The following is a 17405-nucleotide window of genomic DNA, read 5'->3' on the forward strand; positions in this document are numbered from 1 at the left end:
AAACATAATGACAGAGAAGTCAATCAGACAGCAAATTCAATTGCTATCACCAGATTCTATATTTGAATTTTTCATTATCGATCTTCCCCAAAATACGGGGGGAGGGCGATTCTATTTTCACGCTGGTACAAATGATGTGAATCAACCTGTTATATGGCAGGGTAAGACTTACCAACCTATGCCAATCAAGGCAACAGGATTTGACATTAGCGGAGAAGGCAAACTTCCAAGACCAAAGTTAAAAGTCGTTAATCTGCATGGGATGATTTCGGCAGAACTACAAACTAAAGACGATTTGTTAGGTTGTCAGGTGACACGCAAGCGAACGATGCTGTGTTTTCTTGATGCCGAGAATTTCCCTGATGGCGTCAATCCTGATGCAAATCCCGAACAGTATTTTCCTGATGATGTGTGGTTTATCGACCAGAAAACACTTGAAACCTGCGAAATAGTGGAATTTGAACTGGCGTCAGTTTATGACCTAATGGGAGTACAGCTTCCTAACCGACAAGTGATCCGTAATTCCTGTCAGTGGAATTATCGTAGTGCAGAGTGTGGATACACTGGCCCTGCTTTTGATAAAGATGATAAACCAACTTCTATTCCCGGAGCAGACTTCTGCCCTAAACGGTTATCCAGTTGCCGGGCACGAAAGAATTATTTTGCTGATGGCATCATTATGTTTGGCGGTTTTCCGGGGGCAACACGAGCATGATCCAAGAAATGATGAACACAGACTTATACTTGGCAATGCAACAGGCGGCAATTCAAACTTATCCTAATGAGGCTTGTGGATTGTTGGTTAATACAAAAAGAGCCAAGTATGAACTTGTTTTGTGTAAAAACGTTGCGGAAGACCCTGTTAATTTCTTTGTCATGGATGCAGAGGATCAAATAGCAGCAGAAAATAAAGGGGAAGTCGTAGGGGTATGGCATAGCCATACGGATAGAACAAACAAGGCCAGTGAAGCGGATCTGGCTGGCTGTGAATCTTCTGAAATTCCTTGGTTTATCATTAACGTGACAAAAAACTATAACCCTGAAACTGACAGTGAATTCATTATCAGTGATGTGAATGTTATTACACCGAACGGCTTTGAGATGCCTTATGAGGGGCGGCCTTACGCTTTTGGCGTATTTGATTGCTGGATGTTATGCCGTGACTATCTCAAACGGGAATTTAATATTCAGGTGGGGGCATGTTCGCATCTTCATATCCCTAATTGGTGGGATGGTGATAAAGATATTCTCAGTGAAAACTTCGCTGAACAAGGGTTTGTTAAACTACCTTATGGAACACAGCCCAAACGAGGCGATCTGTTTCTTATGAAGATAGGGGCGAAAATGCCCGATCATTGTGCGGTTTATATTGGTGATAACCTGATTTTGCACCATCAATCTGACCGCTTAAGCTGTAAAGCAATTTACGGTGGAATGTATCAGAAAACAATGATCCATCATTTACGGCATAAGGAGTTGCTATGAGTGAAACAGTAAAAGAACCTAATCTTGTCACGTTTGAGTTTGGTGGCGTATTGGGTAAGAAGTTTGGCAAAAAGCACAGAGTAAAATGCATTACAGTACGGCAGGGCATTAGTATCATTAACTGCAATAGGCAGGGACTGCTTGCTTGGATGAAACAGAATGCTACAAAGTACCAGAAATACCATATCCGTGTGACCAGAGCCAATGGCACAATACGAGATATGAGTGAAACTGAATATCAGATGGAAAATCATGGGGATATGGTTCATGTTTTTATTACTCCCATTTATCGGGGGGCTGGTGCTAAGGCCATGAGTATTGTTCAGATTGTTGTTGGTGTCGCGTTAATGATATCTTCCATTTGGCTCGGCCCAACGGCCTTTATTTCTGGTCTTTCAATGCTGGCAGGTGGTGTCATAGGTCTTTTATCAAAACAGCCTAAACCATATACTGGAGGCGCTGATAACCGCAAAAACTCAACTTACTTTGACGGCCCTGAAAATACCGTAGAACAAGGCGCACCTGTTCCACTTATTTATGGCGAAGAAATCCTTGTAGGCTCTCAGTTAATCAGCCTTAAATTGTCCGTAGAACAGTTAATACCTGATCCGCCAAAACTGGATGAGATTACAGGCTTTGTAGTGGCTTAAAAAAACAAAGAGGCTAATTAAAGCCTCTTTTTGTCATATTATAAAATTCATTTCTTTTACCAACCATTATTGCAAAAAACAATTAACTTATTGTTGGTGGAATGTGTGGTTTTCGGGAGCAACCACTTATCTGTTGGGGATTACGGTGATGTAATCACTGACAAAATCTATCAGCTTGCTATCACTAGTGACTAGTGGGATTTTGTTGTGTTTCGCCTGAGCAACAATTAATCGGTCAAACGGATCTTTATGTGGTTTTTCCGGTAAATCACATACAACTAGCGTATGCTCGCTTTTAATGGGGATTTCAATCAATCCAGCCTCAAACAATCCATCTCTGAACTGTTTGGGATCTATCGAAAAGTCAGGATTGTTCAAATTGCTTTTAATGACCACCTCCCATATTGACGCTGAACTAAAACAAAGGGTTTTCCCGGTATCTTCCAGAAGATCAACAACATTACTTTTCAGTTTTTCCGGTTCATATGCCATAAACAGCATATATTGGTATCTAACAGCAATTCCATTAAGAGTATTTTCCTTCGAACATATCAACAACTTCGGCGCTGTTCATATCGTCAAAATTGGCGGGAACACTACCTTTGCCTTTAAGGAACCCCAATTTTCTCTTAGGCTTCTCTTCTCTGTATGCTACGACTTTAACCAGTGCATGACCATTCTTGGCAATTACCACTGATTTTCCAGTGCGAGCAACTTCCTGAACAATTTTGGACAGGTTAGTTTTTGCATCGTAGATGTTAATTTTTTCCATAATACCACCTCCTAACGTACATATTTTAAGCATGCTTGTTTTAATTGGTCTGGTCAAATTGGTTAGACTAATTGGTTAGGTTGTAAGGATTTGCTTTTAAATAAATTAGCTGTCCAAATTGACCTTTTAACCGTATTTTTCGTTCTATTGTTCCGAAACCTCGACTATTTCTTTATAGTTTCACAATTGTATTCGATTATAAATTAATTCATTATAATAAGTTGATAAATACCTATTAACTGTGATATGGAGATTACGGTGAAAAAAGAAAGAGTGATCATAGCGGGAGCCGGTGGTGGTGGTGGTGGTGAAAAGCCAAGGCAGTCAGTTGAAGCGCCCGACAATGTTGAATCTAAAACACTCGCTTCAATATTGGATCTGTTGGGAGAAGGTGCAATTGGTGGTCTGAAAAATGGCGGCCAGTCTATTTTTTTGGACAATGTACCTTTGTTGAATCCTGATAGCTCATCAAACTTCAATGGAGTGAAGTTTTGGGAGCGGCGGGGAGAGCAAAACCAAGCCCCGATAGAGGGTTTTGACGACATTGAAACCCCTTATAATGTTGCAACAGAGCTTAAAACAACCACACCTAAGACGTTGCAAATTGACAATGATGATGCCGATCGCGTGCGGATAATTATGGAATTCCCCCGTATAACCTCGACTGACAAAGAAAACGGGGACATAAACGGGGCAGAAGTGAAATTCCAGTTTCAATTAGCCATAGGTGATAATTCGTTTAAGCCTGTAATTCCGTTAGATCATGAAGACAATATCATTACAGTTGCCAAAAAATCGAGTGGGAAATTCCAGAGGGAATATTTTATTGACTTGCCTAAGCCCGGCAAAAACTACCGTATTCGGATCATTCGATTTACACCTGATACCAACAGTGATTATCTGCATAACAAAACCGTAGTGGCATCCTATGGGGAAATCGTATTTGCAAAAATGGCGTACCCTAACAGTGCGATTGTTGGGATCACCATTGATTCACGGGAATTTGGCGGGAATATGCCTCGCCGCTCATATCTTGTTTCGGGGATGAAAATCCGGGTTCCTTCAAACTATCTTCCTGCCGATAACACCTATCAGGGTGACTGGGATGGTGGTTTTGATATTCAGGTATCATCTAACCCTGCATGGATTCTTTACGACCTACTTATCAATAAACGATACGGTCTGGGGAATTTCGTCAATGAATCAATGATCGATAAAGGACAGTTCTATCAGATAGGGCGTTATTGCGATCAGGAAGTTCCTGACGGTTTTGGCGGGATGGAAAAACGGTTCACGATTAACACCGTGATTGCAAGCCGTCAGGAAGCGTATAAGGTTATCTCTGATATTGCATCAGTATTCCGGGGCATGGTGTTTTGGGCTGGCGGTATGATCAATCTTCGACAAGACAGTCCAGCTACACCTGTTATGCAGTTTTCGGCAGCAAATATCATCGATAAAGTCGTTCGTAAGGGGTCTTCACGAAAAGATCGTCCGACCGTTGCCGTTGTTACTTATAACGACAAAGATGACCTTTACAAACAAAATGTTGAATACATCGAGGACGAGGAGGCCAAGAAGCGCTTTGGCATCCGCAAAACGGAGTCACTGGCGTTTGGGTGTACCAGCAGAGGACAAGCATACAGAACGGGGCTGTGGCTGCTTTACACTGCGAAAATGGAGACAGATGTTGTTATCTTCGAGGCAGGGATTGATAGTTCGTTTCTGGTTCCCGGTGAGTTGGTAAAACTGCAAGATAAATATCGTTCTGGCAAGCGCAATTCAGGCCGTATTAAATCCTTCACTCAAAATAGCATAACACTGGATGCACCAGTAAGGCTCGATAAGGAAGGGGCATTCATCACATTTTTAACGGCTGACAGCCGTATGATAGATCGCAACTTGCTTGAACCGGCTGGCGAATATCAGACTGTAACATTCAAAGAACCCATTAGAACAGGTGATGAACCTATAGAAATGGGTGTTTGGACGATCACTGAACCTGATTTAGAACCCGTTTTAATTCGTGTTCTGAGTGTGAAAGAGAGCGATGAAAAAGGCACGTTTAAGATTACTGGTGTTGAGCACAACCCGTCTAAGTTTGAAGCGATTGACCGTGGATCCATCCTCATTCCACCTAAATCAAGCGTCTTAGACCCGACTTTCAGCAAACCGGTTGGTTTGCAGGTGATGGAAACAACTTATCTTTCATCACCCGGTAATTTGTCGGTAAAACTGATTGTATCTTGGGAAGGGCGTTCTCCTAAATATGTTGTTCGTTATCGCCGCAGTGATGTGATAGACAATTGGATTCGCATGGAAGTTACCGATAACCAATGTGAAATTCTAAATGTTGCTGACAATGCCAATTATGATATTGAAGTATTTGCAATTTCAGTTACTGGCAGACGAACAGAAACTTTAGTGACTGTTTATAAGACGTTAGGTACTTTGATGCCTCCCGGAGCACCTAGAAATCTGGTCGCTGTTGGTGACTACAGACAAATTGTGCTGACTTGGGTAAATCCTGACTCAATCGATCTAGATACGATTTACGTTTATGGTTCAAAAACGAATAACTTAGAAACAGCGAGTCTGCTGGCAAAGATTCCATCAACAACCTTTACACATTCAGGTCTGGATGATGACGTAACATGGTTCTATTGGGTCAGGGCGATCAACAAACGAGGTATGTTAGGCTCTGTAAATTCTAATTTAGGTACGCAGGCAACCACGAAGGATGTTCTGTCTTTTTTGAAGAATAAGATTACTTCAAGCGAACTCGGTAAAGAGTTATTAGAAGAAATCGACACTAAAGCTGCCAAGGGTGATCTCGGTACAATACACGATTTAATTGATAAATCGGAGACAAAAATTGATGAGATTCAAGATCTAGTCGATGAATCAGATAAGAAAATTGATGAGATTGGCAAAATAACGGGTGAAATTAAGGTTTCTCAAGAGAGCCTAAATTTTTCCGTTGAAACGGTAAAAGAGAATGCTAAAAAAGCCCTGCAAGATGCAGGTGACAACGCATCTAAGATTACCAAAATCAAAAATACTGTCGAGGAGCAGGATAAAAAGCTTGCTTCAACGTTAGAGGCGATTCAAACGGCAAAAGGCAATATAGAAACCGTCTTACTCGAAGAGAAAAACGCTCGTATTGAAGGTGACAAAGCGACAACTGAAAAAGTTGAGTTGATTGAAACAAAAATAAACAGCCATGATGCGGTCATTAAACGGGCTGAATCCACGGCTGTTGATGCCGAAAAGACAATCGCTCGCGTTTCTGGTTCTGTTGAAGCAGTGGCTAAGGCAGCTATTGATACTGCGTTAAAGGGTGAAGAAGAAGTTAGGGAACAACGTGAAACCAACGCCAAGATATTCACTGACCAGAAAGTCATTGTGGATGGACAGCAGGCATTGTCTCAAAAGATAGAAACAATGACCGCAGAGTTCAATCAAAACATCAAGGCGCAGTTAAGTGAGGAAAAACAAACACGGGCAAATGCGGATGAAGCACTGTCCAAACAGGTTACACAACTGAAAAGTGAAGTCGATCAAAATATCACAGCTAAGTTAAATGAGGAAAAACAGACGCGGGCAAGCACTGATGAGGCACTGTCTAAGCAGATTACGCAACTGACAAGTGAAGTAAACCAAAGTGTCAAGGCGCAATTAAATGAAGAAAAACAAACAAGAGCGAATGCAGATGAAGCTCTATCCAAACAGGTTACACAACTGAAAAGTGAAGTAGACCAAAACATCAAGGCGCAGTTAAGTGAGGAAAAGCAGACAAGAGCAAATGCAGATGAAGCATTGTCCAAGCAGGTTACACAACTAAAAAGCGAAGTAGACCAAAACATCAAGGCGCAGTTAAGTGAGGAAAAACAAACACGGGCAAATGCGGATGAAGCATTGTCTAAACAAATCACCCAATTGAGAAGCGAAGTCGGCACAGATATTAAGGCTCAACTTGACAAGGAAAAAAGTACTCGTGTCACCGAAAATAACGCTCTGGCTCAAAGTGTTGAACACCTTAAGACACAGACTAGCAAGGATATAGAAGCGGCAGTGTTGGCGGAAAAAAAAGCACGTACAACTGCCGATGAAAGTCTGGTAAACCAAGTCAATGCCTTAAGTGCGAAAACGACAAAAGACATTTCCAGTGCGGTTGCCAATGAAGCAAATGCCAGAACGACAAAAGATGAGGCGTTAGCGGGGGAAATCTCTAAGGTTTTGGCGAAAGCTAATGCTAATGAGGTGGCTGTAAAATCAGAACAGTCGGCTCGTGCTAACGGCGATTCAGCACTTGGTAAGCGTGTGGACACCGTTCAAGCTAACTTAAGTGAAAACACTGCTATTATTCAGCAAACCACAAAAGCAGTAGCCGAGATTAATGGAAAAATTTCTGCCTCTTGGAATCTGAAAATAGAAACCACCAAAGACGGAAAAAACTATGCAGCCGGCCTAGCATTAGGGGTAAATAACACGGCTTCACAATTTCTCGTTCAGGCTGATCGGTTTGGTTTAGTTAACGTAAACAACGGCGTTATTACCACTCCGTTTGTTGTCGAAAATGGCGTTACCTACATGAATGCTGCTTACATCAAAAATGGTTCAATAAGTAGTGGCAAAGTTGGCGATTTACAATCTGACAACTATTCATCAGGAAGAACAGGCTGGAGATTAGGTAAGAATGGGCAGTTGGAGATGAACGGACAAACGTCTGGACAAGGCCGCTTAAATATCTCCAATAATCGCATTGATGTTTATGACGAAAAAGGTGTTTTGCGAGTTAGGCTTGGTTTGCTGTAAATGGCATTATTGTGTGTGATAATATTGTCTAAATAATAGGTATCCAAATACTTAATGTCTATTTAAATGAGGAGGTATGGGATGTGGTACAGGGAAGGTACTAATTCTTTTGAGAAAGAAAGCAAAAAAGTTAAAGGTGTTGGCACTTCTTGGTCGCAGGCAAAATATGGTGTTATGCCAGGCATGGTGCTCATTGGTTCTGACAACCTCTTATATGAGATCGAAAGTATTCAAAGTGATACAGAACTCACATTAGTCGAGGCTTATAAGGGAGGTTCTATCAAGGATCAACCTTGTCGTATTATTACCACTTATGAAGGGGATTTATCGCAGTTTAGTGCACGATTCTCGGCACTATTGCAATCAATATCTACCGATTCCCGTGAGATTCGACGTTGGCTAACTTCGCCGTCACCAGTGGTTATTATCCGAGATGATGGTACTAAATTTACGGCTGATTCACTGGAAACTATCTATGCGGCACACAAAACTCGCGTTGAGTGGTTTGATAAAAATAGGGCGTTGATTACTGATGCCGGCAATCAAGCGGCAAATGCGGCTAGTTCTGCGAAAGCAGCAAAAGAGTCGCAAACAGCAGCTCAAGCCAGTGAAGCAAAGGCAACTAATTCAGCTAAGGCAGCAAAGGATTCCCAAGTTGCGGCGTCCTCGTCCCAATCGTCGGCAAAAATTTCAGAAAATAACGCTAAGACATCTGAAATCAATGCTGCTAATTCAGCTAAAGCAGCGGCATCTTCACAAATTGCGGCTAAGACATCAGAAACTAACACTGCTAATGCAGCTAAAGAGGCGAATGCTTCGCAATCGGCTGCAAAGATTTCTGAAACTAATGCGGCTAATTTTGCGAAAGAAGCTAAATTAGCTGAACTTGCCTCTAAGACCTCAGAAACGAATGCGAAATCATTCGAAGTTGGTGCTAAGTCATCGGAAGTTAACGCCAAAGCCTCAGAAAATTCTGCGATTGAAAAAGCTAAACAAGCATCAGGTTCACAAATAGCAGCAAAAGCCTCTGAAACCAACGCGGCATCATTTAAAGAGGCTTCAGCTAAATCTGCCTCTAATGCTTCTCTTTCTGCAAGTAAGGCGGAACAAGAAGCCAATAAAGCCATCGGTGCAGCTACTAGTGCGGCGACTTCCGAGTCCAATGCTTTAATCTCTGCAAAATCGGCGAAAACGTCCGAATCTAATGCCAAATTATCAGAGACCAATGCCGCTATATCAGAGAAAAATGCTAAAGTCTCAGAAGTTAATGTCGCAGCATCTAAATCCGCAGCCGAAAATTCGGCAAAAGATGCGGCGAATACTCTTGCGAAAATGGGGAATGATGCAAAAGTTGCGGATAATGCAGCTAAAGCTGCAAAATTATCTGAAACTAACTCAAAGGCGAGCGAAACTGCCACAAAAGCCTCAGAAGCTAATGTACTCAATGCAGTCAAAGCAGCCAAGAGTTCTCAAGATGCTGCAAAAGCCTCTGAAACTAACGCCACACATTCAGCACAACTGGCGTCCACTTCTCAGGCATCAGCAAAAGCATCGGAAGGCGTGGCGGTATCATCAAAAAATGTAGCACAAGAAGCCGCTACTTTGGCAACCAAAAAAGCCAAATTAGCCGCAGCCTCAGAAAGCAAGGCATTGGATGCTGCCAATAGAGCAACACTTGCTGCACAAACAAAAGAAGACCTCCTCAAAGGGAAGACTGTTGTAATATCTACGGGGTCAGATGTAGCAACTTGGACAAAAATAGCCACAGTTATTATGCCACAGGGAGCCAGTACGGTTCGTATAGAAATTGTTGGCGGTAGTGGTTTTAATGTTGGTCAGTATTCACAAACAGCTATGTCTGAAATTGTTTTGCGTTCTGGTAATGGTTATCCCAAAGGGATTAATGCCTCTCTTTATAGAACAAACAATGGCGCTGCGAATAAAGTGGCAACCATCAATACTAAAGATGATGAATATGATGTTTATATTCATTTTCATGGTTTCCCATTTGATTTGATTTGTAATGTACAGCAGGCTAATGCCACCGTATTAAATGTAGGCAAATTATCAACACCGCTAGAAACCTTACCTGAAGGGGTATTAGAAGGTAAAACATACAATTACGTTCTAGCCTCAGCAGTCGACGAACACGGGAATTTATCGATTGATACAAATCTATATGGTCCCGGATTTGTTTCGGGGGCTAGGGGTAAAGATAGAACGTGGATAGAGCCAAAAAATGGCGAGGCGTGTTGGCTGGCGAATCTCGGAGATCGCTATGTTGGTGAATTCAAACACCCCAAAAAGTCGGGAACGGCTGCCATATTAGAAGAGCATTACACCAAAGGTGAATCAGATGGGAAGTATGCTTTAAAAAATTCTAAAGAAGCGCTTACAGCAGGTATTTTATACGTAAATAGTGGAAATCAATTTCCGGGTTTGGTGCTTCAAAAACCTGATAAGCGTTATGCTGTAATTGAAACGACTCCTCATGGTGGTGCGCCATTAAACTTTATTTACCGTGAACCAAATGGCTCTAATATTTCTGTTGCATCCTTGCCAACAGAAACGGGGGTTATTGCATTACAGGGTTATTCTTACTCTAAAGCAGAAGCGGATGGTAAATACCAGCCTAAAGGAAATTATTCTGTTGTTGGGTCTTCGTATACTAAAGACGAAACTAACCAAAACTTCGTAAAAAGTGATACAACAAACCTTGGTAAGTCACGGACTGCTTTGAAAACTATTCAATCTGGTGGTTGGGCGCAGCCTATTGGTTACTCAACAATGGTGCATATAAACAGTGCCAAGTTACCAAATGGATTTGGTGATCATGCTTATTGGCACGTTATCGCTGCCCGTGATATGGCTCAGGGCTATGCCGGATTTTTGACAGGCTTTAACAATGGGCGTATTTATTATGGGTTTTCTAATACTAAGGAAAGCGATCCTACTTGGGTTAAAGTGTATACAGAAAATCATAAACCTTCCCCTAGTGAATTAGATGTATACAGTAAAGGTGAATCTGACGGTAAATATCAACCGAAAGGTGATTATGCAATCAATCAGAACACAGTTCCTAATGGCCGAAAAATTAATGGAAAATTATTGTCATCCGATATTACGCTGAATGCGGCTGATGTTGGGGCGTTTCACAAAGGATTAACGGAAACTGTTTCAAACGATAACGTCCCGTGGAATGCGGCATCTGGTGTATATAATGCCAATTACGGCGGCCATACACAGATAATTGTTCATTTTAATATGGGAACGTCTGGCTTTAGTACGCCATCACTCCAGTTAAAATCAATATATAAGAATAATGGTATAGCCTATCGTTCGGCTAGGGATGGTTATGGATTTGAGGAGCCTTGGACAGAGTTTTATACAACCAAAAATAAACCTTCTGCGAGTGACTTAGGTGCGTACACTAAGGATGAATCTGATAGCCGTAATTACAGTAGCCTCAGTTATGTAATTCGTAAATCTGGTGGCGACAATTTTGATCTAAATAACTGGCCGAACAATAGGGTTGCATTTGTCTATCATGATGCAGCAAACAGTGCTCAAGAAACAGGTGTAGGCGCTTCATTTGCCTTAAATAGTAATTATGTTTTACAGCTTGTTTCTCGATACCACGGTAATGGGGAAGTTCTTAAATTCAGAACGAAAAATGGGGATAACAATACTTGGAATGCTTGGCACCAAGTTGCAACTACAAGCTGGACATACTCGCAAGGTGACATTGATGCAAAAATCAATGGCCGTATGGCTAATGGTGTAGCTTATACCAAAGGTGAATCAGATGGTAAGTACGCCTTAAAAAACTCGCAAGAAGAACTTAAAGTTGGCTACATATCGGCTAAATGGGTTAATGATTATGCGGGGATTAAGCTTCAAAAACCTGATAATCGTTATGCGTTAATTGAAACGACACCTCATGGCAGTGCGCCCTTAAACTTTATTTATCGCGAAGCGAATGGTAACAATATTTCTGTAGCCTCTTTGCCGACAGGTTCAGGGGTTTTAGCATTTCAAGATCATTCTTACTCTAAAGCAGAAGCGGATGGCAAATATCAACTAAAAGGTAACTTTGCCAATAAAGGCGAAAGCTATACGAAGGGTGAATCTGATAGTCGCTATTTTGAAAAGTCAGGTAATTTATCCTTAACTGGTGCTTTTCGTCGTCATATTATTTTTAATAATGGCTCTAAAATAGACGGATACATATTTAAAGACCCTGATGGACATTTGATGTTTAATAACGGTGTTCACGGAGGCGATTGGCAGATGAAAACTGACGGTTCATTTTACTGTGGAGGTAATGGTAACTTTAACGATGTCTATATCAGATCAGATAAACGTGCTAAAAAAGATATTGCAAAAATCGGTGATGCAAGCCAAAAACTGTCAAAGCTAAGTGGTTATACTTACACCGTATCTGATGATAACAACAATAGTAGCCGTTCTGCTGGCCTTATTGCTCAGGAAGTTCAGAAAATACTGCCGGAAGCAGTGACTAAAGATGAAAATGGTTTGTTGCGTTTGAACTATAACAGTGTCATGGGGTTATTGGTTGAATCTGTAAAAGACCTGCAAAAACAGGTTGATGCACTGAAAAATAATAGGTAATTGCTTACATATCAAGTTAATAAATGTTATAAATTCCCCACACCGATTGCCGAATACATGGAGGTTAAAATGGCTAACGAGGTGGGGAAATTAACACCAGAGATCATTGATCGCATCGCAAGAGTGGTCGCAAAGGAAATTGCTACTGACTTGCGCGAGGGATTAAAAGACAAAGTGGGTGAGGAAGTTGAACGCCACCTTAAAGCCTACTTTGGCGATATGACTGCGGCACAACACAGTATCCAACACGCAAATTTAGAAAAACTCCTTGTTCGTTTGGATAACCTATCCAGCGGATTTTACGGAGGAATTCTATCAAAAATCGGTTCTATCGTTGTCGTTGCACTTATTTTCGGGCTAGCGGCATGGGGCTTAAAGAACGGTATTGGTAACTAAGGAGAGTTACAATGACTGGTAAAGGATTACCTCGCGGAATACGAAACAACAATCCCGGCAACCTTGAGATGGGATCGTCATGGCAGGGGCTAACCAAAGCCCCTCAAGACAAACGCTTTTGTTCATTTGTAGATGCGGCTTACGGCATTCGCGCATTGGCCGTGACGTTGATTACTTATCATGACAAACGTAAAGCGGTCAATGGTACACGTATCGACACGGTTCGAGAAATCATCGAACGTTGGGCGCCGGCTGTCGAGAATCATACCGAAAGCTACATTCAATTCGTCAGTAAGATGGTTGGAGTACGTCCTGATCAGAATATTGATCTCCATAAATACGGAATTATCCGCCCGCTTGTGGAGGCTATTATTCGTCAGGAAAACGGTCAGGGTAGATTGAAAACAATTAATAGCTGGTACAGCCGTGAAGTAATAGACGAAGGCTTACGTCGCGCCGGTATCGTACAGAAAGCCAAAACGGTCGCTAAGGTGCCTGTAACAAAAGAAACCGCCAGCGCAACTGTTGCGGCATCTTTGGGAATTGGTCAGATTGCCGAAGTCATGCCACAAGTTTCTGACGCACTAGTGAAATCAGAAAGCCATTTATCCAGTAGTTCAGTGGTTCGCATTATCTTCGGGATTGCAACGATTGCTGTAGCCTTTGTAATCGCATATTCGCAAGTCAAACGTTTTAAACAAGGTATTGAGTAACGAGTAGGGTTAATTATGTTTGGATTGGAATGCAGAACCTTAGAAGGTCATATTGACGAAATCACTAAATCTATTGGGTATGTTGTATATAGTGATCAAGTGGATTTTAAAACAACATCCATCAAAATTGACCCACGTTTTTTACAAGGAGGTGGCAAACTCATCCCTTTCGTGTCTCAATCTACTTTTGTACCTGTACGTGGAATGAAGAACTACCTTTCTGTTAGAAATTTAAAAATTGCTGGCGACACTCTAACTTGGGAATATGGTAGTCGTCATATTTTACAGGCATCTTGGTCTATTCCAGTGATTACTGTTTTTAAGGTGATAAACAAATGAATTTATCTTTTGAGGTAGATGGAAATGAGTTGGGTATATTGAGTTCAAAATGTTACGTTTTGGAAAAAGAATACGATTTTAGTGAATATATACCGGGTGAGATAAAAACCTATTTGGGAAAAAACGTTATACATCTTACTGAATATCCAAACCTTATATCAAATTACTTGATTTTTTCAAGACACGTGAAACCTGCAAAAGTAGAAAATTATTTACACTATGAGTTTAGGGATGGAAAAATCAAACTCATGCTTATTGGTTCAGAAACGAAAGCATATATTTACCGTCCAATTCAAGCGAGTGACAATAATGATATTTATGGATTAAACATGTATAACGAAAACGGTGAGTTGTTTTATTCGTCGTCTAAAACACCTTTGCGGATAAAGGATTTTGTTAAACTTGAATTTGGTCACCCGATGGCTAACCCCAAGCCTATTATGGGCTATGAAGGTTGTATGGTTTTAAGTATGAATTTCGGTCACCACTATCAATATCCTCTCAAAAGTATATCTTTTCCTGCGATAAACAGTGAAGGAGGGTTATTTGTTGGTTACTTTAATCAGCAATGGGGAGGCGCAGGAATCACTTATATCAGTAATGATCATGCGGTTGTTGCCTATGCCCCTGACGCTATGCCAAGGTGGAAATAAATTGAATAAGCTGACAGCGTTTTTATACACCGCATTGGCCGTTATCGCTGTCCTTTTTACCGCCTATCACTTGGGCGGTAAAGCGGCAAAGAAATCGATGGAAATTAAACGCCGCAAAGATGAAATTGAGCGGCTTAAAATCACGCTTGATACAAGGAATGAGGTCGAGCATGAGGTTCAATCTAAAAGTAGCATCGCTGTTGTTGATGAGCTTCGTAACGATTGGATGCGTAAATAACACTGCTAACACTTCCCCCGCGTTCTGCGAAACTGCATCTCCGATATACATAGGATCAGAGGATACACTAACTGACCTTACCGCAAGAGAAATACTCACACACAATTTGATAGGTCACAGACTCTGTGGTTGGAAGAAAGGCGACAAGTAGTCGCCTTTTCTCATTTATCTAAACAACATTAATAAAAAAATAATATATTTTTTTAAATGATTTTATTTATAGGTTTTCTTCCAATTTGAAAACAACAAAGGTATCTTGTATAAAACAATAAAAGCGGTACGTGAATAACCTAAAACAGATAAGGCAAATACCATGAGTAAGAACGCAAGAATCATACTGGTGGGTGGTGGTAAAGGCGGTCCCGGCAAGAGTACGATTGCACAACAAATTGCCGGTTTCATGCTAGTTAAGGCCGGTAAAAAAGTACACCTTCTCGATATTGACGCCCAAAAAACTACCTATCAGTGGTGTCAGGATCGTGAAAGCATGTCTGCGGGAGAGGATATTAAAAAGCTGTCCTATCATTATCGCGCCGACAACGTAATCAAATACCTCGATGGCATTAAAGATCAGTATGATTATATCGTTATTGACGCCGGTGGTTTTGACTCAGAGGTACAGCGTGAAGCAATGCTTTGCGCCACTCATTTATTGTTGCCTATCCGTCCTAAGCGCCGTGACGTTCGCTCACTGGCGGCGCTTGATCGTATTGTCGCAAAAGCTCAAATACTGAATGAAAAATTAAAGGTTCGTGTTGTCATGAACCAATGCCCGTCATTGCCGAACCAGTACTCAAGAATCCAGTTCTCAAAAGACGTGTGTGAAACCTTCGGTATGTCAGCACTAAGCACCAACATCTATGCCCGTAACGTTTATGACGATGCGGAGGAAGCCGGCCGCACTATTTTTGAATTACCAAAAACAGAACGCGATAAAAAAGCCGAGAAAGAAATTGAATTGTTAGTAAAAGAATTTGTGTATGGAGAAAAGGTAGATGGCTAAGAACCCTATGGCTGGACTTGCAAAGCAAGATCGTGAAGAAGCAATGCAGGAATTTTTGAGTAATTCCTCATTGAAGGAAAAAACGGTTAAACAGCGCGGTCGCCGTAAAAACAGTGATGAGATAATCAAAAGCCGCACTGTTTCAATGGAAGACGAATACCACGAACTTGTTGATCTGTTGCGGATTGTTCCAAGGCGCGCCAATTTAAGTCGCTCAGACGTGTTTAGAGCTGCTTTAGTAACACTTGCAGCATTACCCTTCTCTGATATTAAAGCTGCGTTAGAATCGAGTTTAGAGACGAAGCCGGAGCAGATTAAAGATTTAATCCATGAGTTGGATAAAAAGATTCCGTAAATATTAGCGATCTTTTATCGAACAAACGAACGCTGTTCGTTCGTTTATTGTGTTCGTTCTTTTCGGTGTTTATACTTTAATTTCATCGTTAGGAGGGGGAAATAATGACTGCGGCTGATACCCATTTGCTTCAGGAGCGAGTGAACACTATTTGCAATGAACTGTATGCAAAAGGCACCAAACCCACAGTGAGACTGGTACTGTCTATGCTACCGGATGTAAACAGCACCAGCACTGTCCACAAATATTTTGCGAACTGGAAGAAAGAAGTCGAGGCGAATCAACAATCACTCTACGATAAACTGGGATTTTCGTCGGAGTTCACTCAATCTTTCATGAAAGAGATCACTCGGTTCAGTGTCGAAGCGGAGCAACGTTATAAAGAACAAACGCAAGATGCTAATGAACAGCGCGATATCGCCTTGGAGGAACTAGCACGTAGTGAAGAACGTCTGCATAAACAAACATCACTGCTTGAACAACGTGATAAGGAAATTCGGGAGCTTCAATCCGAGTTAATGAAAGTGCAGGAACACTTCAAGTCACAACTGGCTCAGGAACAGGAGTCGAACAGGGTAATTGTTCAGGAATTGCGTCAACAACTGGATACGCAATCAGAAGAAAACCGTACCCTTGTGACGAATAATGAACTATTACGTACCGAAATAGCCAAAGCAGAATTAAAGCTGGAAGGCAATCAGGAGTATGTTGGTGAGGTAAAAACTCAGAATGCCGCGTTGATCCGTGAGAATAAAACCCTCAATGGTGAAATTACCGCCCTGAATAAACAATTAGCCAGTTTTGAAGCCACTCTTGTCGGCAATGACAAATTGATTACACGCCTAGAAAGTGGCATGACCGACACAAAAGCCTCGAACCAGGCGTTAGAGAAAGAAAAACGGCACTTGAGTAGTGAATTGGACAGGCTAAGGCGTGATCTTGGTGCGGCACACCAGCAGCAACTGTCTTCAGAAGAACACATCCGCGCCTTGAACCAAACCTTATCCAGCCATGAAGCGACCCTCAAAGCCAGTGACAAGCTCATTGCCCAGTTAGAAGCCACGCTTGATGAAAAAAAAGGCCATCTTGATGATGGCCAATGATAGTGAGACTTACTGTTTTAAAGGAATTTTGTTAACTATGCAGTTACTACCTTTAAATTATTATTGTTTAATTCGTTCATAAATTGAAATACTACATTCATTGAATTAGTGTTTCGGATGGATAGTGCTGTGTTAATGGAGTCAGTAATAGGGGTTGTAAGCTGGAACCGTCCAAAATTTTGTCACGCAATTGGCGGTCATTGTTGAGCGGCATGGAGTACGCTAAAACCATTCTGTTGAGCTTCGCC

Annotated in this window: 15 protein-coding genes; 13 read left to right on the plus strand and 2 right to left on the minus strand. The window is 41.5% G+C overall.

The genetic code is table 11. The features are described from left to right. The first annotated feature begins 7 nt into the window (after nucleotides 1-7). From PSI15_RS12380 to PSI15_RS12390, 3 genes are read left to right on the plus strand one after another with little or no spacing between them, the layout of a single operon-like run. Complete coding sequence (locus PSI15_RS12380; protein WP_273583792.1) at nucleotides 8-715, plus strand: phage minor tail protein L; 708 nt, start codon at nucleotides 8-10, stop codon at nucleotides 713-715. Continuing rightward, complete coding sequence (locus PSI15_RS12385) at nucleotides 712-1485, plus strand: C40 family peptidase (protein ID WP_273583793.1); 774 nt, start codon at nucleotides 712-714, stop codon at nucleotides 1483-1485. The genes PSI15_RS12380 and PSI15_RS12385 overlap by 4 nt, the downstream gene beginning before the upstream one ends. After that, on the plus strand, nucleotides 1482-2135 hold the full coding sequence (locus PSI15_RS12390; protein ID WP_273583794.1) for a tail assembly protein: 654 nt from the start codon (nucleotides 1482-1484) through the stop codon (nucleotides 2133-2135). Before PSI15_RS12385 ends, PSI15_RS12390 begins: the two co-directional genes overlap by 4 nt. Nucleotides 2136-2261: 126 nt before the next feature. Here the strand turns inward: PSI15_RS12390 and PSI15_RS12395 are convergent, their stop codons facing one another. Next, nucleotides 2262-2636 (minus strand): type II toxin-antitoxin system VapC family toxin, encoded by a 375-nt coding sequence (locus PSI15_RS12395; protein ID WP_273583795.1) that lies wholly within the window; start codon nucleotides 2634-2636, stop codon nucleotides 2262-2264. Between the two features lie 25 nt (nucleotides 2637-2661). Next, entirely contained in the window at nucleotides 2662-2907 is a 246-nt protein-coding gene (locus tag PSI15_RS12400) for a type II toxin-antitoxin system Phd/YefM family antitoxin (RefSeq protein WP_273583796.1), read from the minus strand. A gap of 258 nt (nucleotides 2908-3165) precedes the next feature. Here PSI15_RS12400 and PSI15_RS12405 point away from each other — a divergent pair, with 258 nt between their 5' ends. From PSI15_RS12405 to PSI15_RS12450, 10 genes are all read left to right on the plus strand, one after another. Continuing rightward, nucleotides 3166-7725, plus strand: a complete 4560-nt coding sequence (locus PSI15_RS12405; protein ID WP_273583797.1) for a phage tail tip fiber protein — start codon at nucleotides 3166-3168, stop codon at nucleotides 7723-7725. Between the two features lie 81 nt (nucleotides 7726-7806). Continuing rightward, nucleotides 7807-12357 (plus strand): tail fiber domain-containing protein, encoded by a 4551-nt coding sequence (locus tag PSI15_RS12410; RefSeq protein WP_273583798.1) that lies wholly within the window; start codon nucleotides 7807-7809, stop codon nucleotides 12355-12357. Between the two features lie 69 nt (nucleotides 12358-12426). After that, nucleotides 12427-12753 (plus strand): hypothetical protein, encoded by a 327-nt coding sequence (locus PSI15_RS12415; RefSeq protein ID WP_273583799.1) that lies wholly within the window; start codon nucleotides 12427-12429, stop codon nucleotides 12751-12753. Nucleotides 12754-12764: 11 nt separating this feature from the next. Next, complete coding sequence (locus PSI15_RS12420) at nucleotides 12765-13466, plus strand: hypothetical protein (RefSeq protein WP_273583800.1); 702 nt, start codon at nucleotides 12765-12767, stop codon at nucleotides 13464-13466. A gap of 15 nt (nucleotides 13467-13481) precedes the next feature. Beyond that, entirely contained in the window at nucleotides 13482-13805 is a 324-nt protein-coding gene (locus PSI15_RS12425) for a hypothetical protein (protein ID WP_273583801.1), read from the plus strand. Beyond that, the gene (locus PSI15_RS12430; protein WP_273583802.1) at nucleotides 13802-14458 is read left to right on the plus strand and encodes a hypothetical protein; all 657 of its coding nucleotides are present in this window, start codon (nucleotides 13802-13804) and stop codon (nucleotides 14456-14458) included. The genes PSI15_RS12425 and PSI15_RS12430 overlap by 4 nt, the downstream gene beginning before the upstream one ends. A gap of 1 nt (nucleotide 14459) precedes the next feature. Beyond that, a complete protein-coding gene (locus PSI15_RS12435) occupies nucleotides 14460-14696 on the plus strand; it encodes a hypothetical protein (RefSeq protein ID WP_273583803.1) in 237 nt (78 codons plus the stop codon). Nucleotides 14697-15009: 313 nt separating this feature from the next. Beyond that, complete coding sequence (locus tag PSI15_RS12440; protein ID WP_273583804.1) at nucleotides 15010-15699, plus strand: AAA family ATPase; 690 nt, start codon at nucleotides 15010-15012, stop codon at nucleotides 15697-15699. Next, the gene (locus tag PSI15_RS12445; protein WP_273583805.1) at nucleotides 15692-16054 is read left to right on the plus strand and encodes a hypothetical protein; all 363 of its coding nucleotides are present in this window, start codon (nucleotides 15692-15694) and stop codon (nucleotides 16052-16054) included. The genes PSI15_RS12440 and PSI15_RS12445 overlap by 8 nt, the downstream gene beginning before the upstream one ends. A 104-nt stretch (nucleotides 16055-16158) precedes the next feature. Then, nucleotides 16159-17157 carry a DNA-binding protein gene (locus PSI15_RS12450; protein WP_273583806.1) on the plus strand — a complete coding sequence of 333 codons (999 nt, stop codon included), beginning with the start codon at nucleotides 16159-16161 and terminating at the stop codon, nucleotides 17155-17157. The last annotated feature ends 248 nt before the right edge of the window (nucleotides 17158-17405 follow it).

The sequence above is a fragment of the Xenorhabdus sp. PR6a genome, assembly GCF_028599065.1.
Taxonomy (GTDB): Bacteria; Pseudomonadota; Gammaproteobacteria; order Enterobacterales; family Enterobacteriaceae; genus Xenorhabdus; species Xenorhabdus doucetiae.

Coding starts and splice junctions, on each gene's coding strand:
- PSI15_RS12410 (WP_273583798.1), top strand. CDS start 7,807: ATGTGGTACAGGGAAGGTACTAATTCTTTTGAGAAAGAAAGCAAAAAA.
- PSI15_RS12400 (WP_273583796.1), bottom strand. CDS start 2,907: ATGGAAAAAATTAACATCTACGATGCAAAAACTAACCTGTCCAAAATT.
- PSI15_RS12450 (WP_273583806.1), top strand. CDS start 16,159: ATGACTGCGGCTGATACCCATTTGCTTCAGGAGCGAGTGAACACTATT.
- PSI15_RS12430 (WP_273583802.1), top strand. CDS start 13,802: ATGAATTTATCTTTTGAGGTAGATGGAAATGAGTTGGGTATATTGAGT.
- PSI15_RS12425 (WP_273583801.1), top strand. CDS start 13,482: ATGTTTGGATTGGAATGCAGAACCTTAGAAGGTCATATTGACGAAATC.
- PSI15_RS12440 (WP_273583804.1), top strand. CDS start 15,010: ATGAGTAAGAACGCAAGAATCATACTGGTGGGTGGTGGTAAAGGCGGT.
- PSI15_RS12390 (WP_273583794.1), top strand. CDS start 1,482: ATGAGTGAAACAGTAAAAGAACCTAATCTTGTCACGTTTGAGTTTGGT.
- PSI15_RS12445 (WP_273583805.1), top strand. CDS start 15,692: ATGGCTAAGAACCCTATGGCTGGACTTGCAAAGCAAGATCGTGAAGAA.
- PSI15_RS12385 (WP_273583793.1), top strand. CDS start 712: ATGATCCAAGAAATGATGAACACAGACTTATACTTGGCAATGCAACAG.
- PSI15_RS12415 (WP_273583799.1), top strand. CDS start 12,427: ATGGCTAACGAGGTGGGGAAATTAACACCAGAGATCATTGATCGCATC.
- PSI15_RS12420 (WP_273583800.1), top strand. CDS start 12,765: ATGACTGGTAAAGGATTACCTCGCGGAATACGAAACAACAATCCCGGC.
- PSI15_RS12395 (WP_273583795.1), bottom strand. CDS start 2,636: ATGCTGTTTATGGCATATGAACCGGAAAAACTGAAAAGTAATGTTGTT.
- PSI15_RS12380 (WP_273583792.1), top strand. CDS start 8: ATGACAGAGAAGTCAATCAGACAGCAAATTCAATTGCTATCACCAGAT.